General features: G+C 73.8%; 3 protein-coding genes. All 3 read left to right on the plus strand.

All coding sequences use genetic code 11. The features are described from left to right. The coding region (locus QOL99_RS15020) for an ATP-binding protein (protein WP_285525011.1) at nt 1–2466 on the plus strand (2466 nt) is incomplete at its 5' end. A gap of 101 nt (nt 2467–2567) precedes the next feature. Further along, entirely contained in the window at nt 2568–3464 is an 897-nt protein-coding gene (locus QOL99_RS15025) for an alpha/beta fold hydrolase (RefSeq protein ID WP_285525013.1), read from the plus strand. Continuing rightward, a complete protein-coding gene (locus QOL99_RS15030) occupies nt 3461–4984 on the plus strand; it encodes a flavin-containing monooxygenase (RefSeq protein ID WP_285525015.1) in 1524 nt (507 codons plus the stop codon). Before QOL99_RS15025 ends, QOL99_RS15030 begins: the two co-directional genes overlap by 4 nt. The last annotated feature ends 1 nt before the right edge of the window (nt 4985 follow it).

Consider the following 4985-nt stretch of genomic DNA (forward strand, 5'->3'; position numbering starts at 1 on the left):
CACCTCGGGCGGCTGGGGGGGTGGACCGGGGGGCGGCTGAAGCACGCAGAGCTGGAGCGTGCGGAGCTGGAGCGTGCAGGGGGAGCCGATCCGGTGGGCGGGCTGGCGCGGGCGGCTCTGCGGCTGGGGCAGGCGGCGGGCCTTCAGGCGGCGCTGGAGGTCATCACCGAGGAGGCCCGCACGCTGGTGGGGGCGCACCAGTCGGCCGTGAGCCTGACCGTGGGCGGGGACTGGGCGCAGGCGATCACCGCCGTGTCTCTCAGCGACAGGTACGCCGCGTGGCGCGACTCCGCCGGGGCTCCCGGCGGGCGCGGCCTCCCGGCGCTGGTGTGCCGCATGAACGGGCCCCTGCGGCTGACCCAGGCCGAGCTGGAGGCGCATCCGGTGTGGCGGGGTTTCTCGCAGCACGCCGCCGGGCACCCGCCCCTGCGCGGCTGGCTGGCGGTGCCGCTGGTGGGCGAGGGGGGGCGCACCATCGGCCTGATTCAGCTGAGCGACCGCGAGGGCGGGGACTTTACCGCGCGGGACGAGCACATCCTGGTGCAGCTCGGGCAGCTCGCCGCCGTGACGGTCGAGAATGCCCGCCTCCTGGAACTCGCGCAGGCTGAGCTGGCGCGGCGCGAACAGGCCGAGGCCCGCCTGCGCGTCCTGAACATGGAACTGGAGGGCCGCATCGGGGCCACCGCCCACGAGCTGGCGACCCGTGCGGCGGCGCTCGACGCCTTCGTGGCCTTCAGCGAGGCGGTGGGCAGCCAGACGGACGTGGCGGCGCTGGCCCGGCAGGCCATCCGGGTGCTGCGGGCCACCCTGGGGCATGTCAGCGTGGGCTACTACGAGCCTGAGGGGAGGCTGTGGCGGGCGCAGGTGTGGTCGGACGACATGGGTCCCGAGATCGTCGCGCAGATCCGGGCGGGTCTTCCGGCAGACATGCCGCCTCTGGCGCAGGCCCTCGCGTCGGGAGAGCCGGTGTTCATGGACGGCTGGGACGGCGAGGCCAACGCGCTGCCCAGCACCCGGGGCTACGGGGCCGGGGCCTTTGTGCCCGTCGTGATCGGGGGCGAGGTTCGCTCGCTGCTCGCGCTGGGCACCCGCGCCTCCCGGTGGTGGACCGAGCACGAGCGCTCCGTGATGCGGGCGGTGAGCCGCAGCTTTCAGCTGGCGCTGGGACGCGCCGGGGCCACCGCGCTGCTCGAGCGCCAGAACGGGGAACTCGCGGCCCGCACCCGCGCCCTGGAAGCCTTCGCGAACCTCACGGGCGACCTCGCGGCGCAGGGCGACGCCCGGGTCTTCGTGCGGCGGGCGCAGGAGGTCATCCTCTCGCTGCTGCCCCCCGGCTACGCCCTGTACTACGAGCGCGAGGGCGACCACTGGCGCAGCCGCGTGCAGGTCGGGGACGTGGGCAACCCCGGGCTTCAGGCCTTTATCGACGCCGGGCCACGGGTGGGCGCGACCCCCAGCGTGGACGTGCCCTGGGAGACCCGGCGTCCCCACTACCAGGACGCCTACGCGCGGGGCAGCGACACCCCCGAGGAACTGGTGCAGCACGTCCACGCCGCCGCCTCGCTGCCGGTGCTGCGCCGGGGCGAGGTGGTGGGGGTGCTGGTCGCCGTGACCTTTGAGGGGCGGGCCTGGAGCCGCACCGACCGCGTGATTCTCGAGACGGTCGTGAGCAGCCTGGGCCTCGCGCTGGAGCGGGCCGAGAGCGTGGCCCTGCTGGCCGAACGCACCGCCGAACTCGAGCAGACCAACGCCGAACTTGCCCGCAGCAACGCGGAACTCGAGCAGTTCGCCTACGTCGCCTCGCACGACCTGCAAGCGCCCATCCGCGCGATGACCAGTTTTGCCGGGCTGATCGAGCGGCGCTACGGCGACGTGCTCGACGACCGGGGCCGGATGTACCTCGCCCACATCGCCGAGAGCGGCGAGCACATGAAGCGGCTGGTGGATGACCTGCTGACCTTCTCGCGGGTCCACACCGCCCAGCGCGAGGCCGAGGTGGTGGACAGCGGCGCCGTCTTCGAGGCGGTGCACCGGCGCCTGGACCGGGGGGCCGACCTCGCGGACGCCCGCCTGAGCCGTGGCCCGCTGCCCCCGGTGCTGGCCGACCCGCAGCAGCTCGACCAGCTGATGCAGAACCTGATCTCGAACGGCCTGAAGTACCGCCGCGAGGGCGTCACTCCGGAGGTGCACGTCTGGGCCGAGCGTGAGGGGGACCGCTGGCGCTTCGGGGTGCGCGACAACGGCATCGGGATCGAGCGGCAGTATTTCGGGCGCATCTTCGAGATCTTCCAGCGCCTGCACGGCCGCGAGGAGTACGAGGGCACCGGCATCGGCCTCGCCGTGTGCAAGAAGATCGTCGAGCGCCACGGCGGCCAGATCTGGGTCGAGAGCGAGGTGGGCCAGGGCACCACCTTCTTCTTCACTCTGCCGGACGGGGACGGGGCGGGTCCACCTCTGGCGGGATGAGTGGCGGGATGAGCGGCGGCCGTGGGCCGGGGGGCCCCAACCGTTGCCCAGCCGTCGCGGGGTCAGCCGGGCCAGACCTCCCGCCCTATACTGCCCCCACCGTGCACCTTGCCTCCCCGCTCGCCGGGCCGACCCCGACCCCGGCGCGGCCCACGCCCACCTTTCTGGAGGTTTCCGGCGTCCGCGTCCGCCATGTTCAGGCGGGAACCGGGCCGCCTGTGGTCCTGCTGCACGGCATCGGCCGCAGCCTGGAGGACTGGTCGCAGACGCTGGGGCCGCTCGCCGCCCGTCACGCGGCCCACGCCCCCGACCTGATCGGCTTCGGCCTGAGCGACAAGCCCGACGTGCCCTACACGCTGGCGGGGCTGGCCCGCTTCGTGCGGCACTATCTGGAGGCGGTGGGGCTGGACGCGGTGGGGGAGACCCGGCCCGTCACCCTGGTCGGCAACTCGCTGGGCGGGGCGGTTGCCGCGCAGTTCGCGCTGCTGTACCCCGGGCGGACGCGGGCGCTGGTGCTGGTGGGCAGCGCGGGCTTCGGCCAGAGCGTGACCCTGGCCCTGCGGCTGGCGACCGTGCCCCGGCTGGGCGAGGTGCTGCTGCGCCCGTCCCCGCTCTCGGCGCGGCGGACGGTGGCCAGCCTCTTTCACGACCCCCGGCACGTCACCCCCGAGCGGGTGCGCTGGGCCGAACACCTGGGGCGGCAGCCCGGCGCGGCGCGGGCTTTCCTGCGGGTGGCGCGGCACCTGGGGGCGTGGCGGGGCCTGCACCCGGAGTGGCGCCGTACCCTGGCCGGGGGCCTTGCGGGCCGGAACCTCCCCACCCTGATCGTCTGGGGCGAGCGCGACCGCATCCTGCCCGCCGCTCATCTGGAGGAGGCCCGCCGCCTGCATCCCCACGCCCGCGTCCACCTCTCTCCCGACACCGGGCACGTGCCGCAAGTCGAGCGGGCGGCCGACTTTACCCGCCTTGTGCTGGAGTTTCTGGAGGAACAGGCATGACCCCAGTCACCACCCCCACAGCCGTCACACACACGCAAATCGCCATCATCGGCACCGGCTTCGCGGGGCTGGGGATGGGGATTCGCCTCAAGGAACGCGGCACCGGGGATTTCCTGCTGTTCGAGCGGGCGGGGGAGGTCGGCGGCACCTGGCGCGACAACACCTATCCCGGCTGCGCCTGCGACGTGAAGAGCGACCTCTACTCCTTTTCCTTCGCGCCCAACCCCGACTGGAGCCACCGCTACGCCCGGCAGCCCGAGATCCTCGCCTACCTGCGCGGGGTGGCCGACCGCTTCGGGATGCGCCCCCACATCCGCTTCGGGCACGAGGTCGAGCGGGCCGAGTGGGACGACGGGGAAGGGCTGTGGCGCCTGAGCACCAGCGGCGGCGCGTACACCGCGCGGGTGCTGATCTCCGGGCACGGCCCGCTGATCGACCTCAACTGGCCCGACCTCCCCGGTCTGGAGAGCTTTACCGGGCCGCGCTTCCACTCGGCCCGCTGGGACCATTCGGTCGACCTGCGCGGCAAGCGGGTGGCGGTGATCGGCACCGGGGCCTCCGCGATCCAGTTCGTCCCCGAGGTGCAGAAGGTGGCTCGGCAGCTCACCGTCTTTCAGCGCACGCCCCCCTGGGTGATGCCCCGGATGGACACGGCGACCAGCGAGCGGCGGCGCGAGCTGTTCCGGCGCCTGCCCGCCCTCCAGCGGGCCTCGCGCGGCTGGATTTTCGGGGTGGCCGAGGCCCGCTTCCTGATCTTCTCCAGCGAGCGGGCCGGGCGGCTGGCCGAGGGGCTGGCCCTCAGGCATCTGGAGGCGCAGGTCCCGGACCCGGCGCTGCGGGCCAAACTGACGCCCGACTACCGCCTGGGCTGCAAGCGCATCCTGGTCAGCGACGACTATTACCCTGCCCTTCAGCGGCCCAACGTCGAGCTGGTCACCGACCCCATCCGCGAGGTCCGGGGCGCGGAGGTCGTCACGGCGGGCGGCGTGGCCCGGCCCTTCGACGTGCTGATCGCGGGTACCGGCTTCAACGCGACCCGGCCGCCGATGGCCCGCCTGATTCACGGGCGTGGGGGCGTGTCGCTGGCGGACGCCTGGAGCAGTCATCTGGAGGCGCTGCGGGGGACTGCGGTGGCGGGCTTTCCCAACCTCTTCCTGCTGGTGGGGCCGAACACCGCGCTGGGGCACAACTCCATCGTGTACATCATCGAGGCGCAAGTCGAGTACGTCCTGCAGGCCCTGGGGCACCTCGACCGCCAGAGCCTCGCGGCGCTGGAGGCCCGCCCGGAGGCGCAGGCCGCCTACAGTGACGCCCTGCAGGCCGAGCTGCGGGAGTCCGTGTGGGTGCAGGGCGGGTGCACGAGCTACTACCTCGACGCGGCGGGCCGCAACAGCACCCTGTGGCCCCGGCGGGCGGCGAGCTTCCGGCGGGCGCTGCGGCGCTTCGACCCCGGCGAGTATGCGGTGCGCCTGAGTCCGGCCCGCCCCAGGCCGCTGCTCCGGCGGGAGGGCGCGGCGTGAG

The organism is Deinococcus rhizophilus (assembly GCF_030271215.1).
Classification (GTDB): Bacteria; Deinococcota; Deinococci; order Deinococcales; family Deinococcaceae; genus Deinococcus; species Deinococcus rhizophilus.

Coding starts and splice junctions, on each gene's coding strand:
- QOL99_RS15030 (WP_285525015.1), top strand. CDS start 3,461: ATGACCCCAGTCACCACCCCCACAGCCGTCACACACACGCAAATCGCC.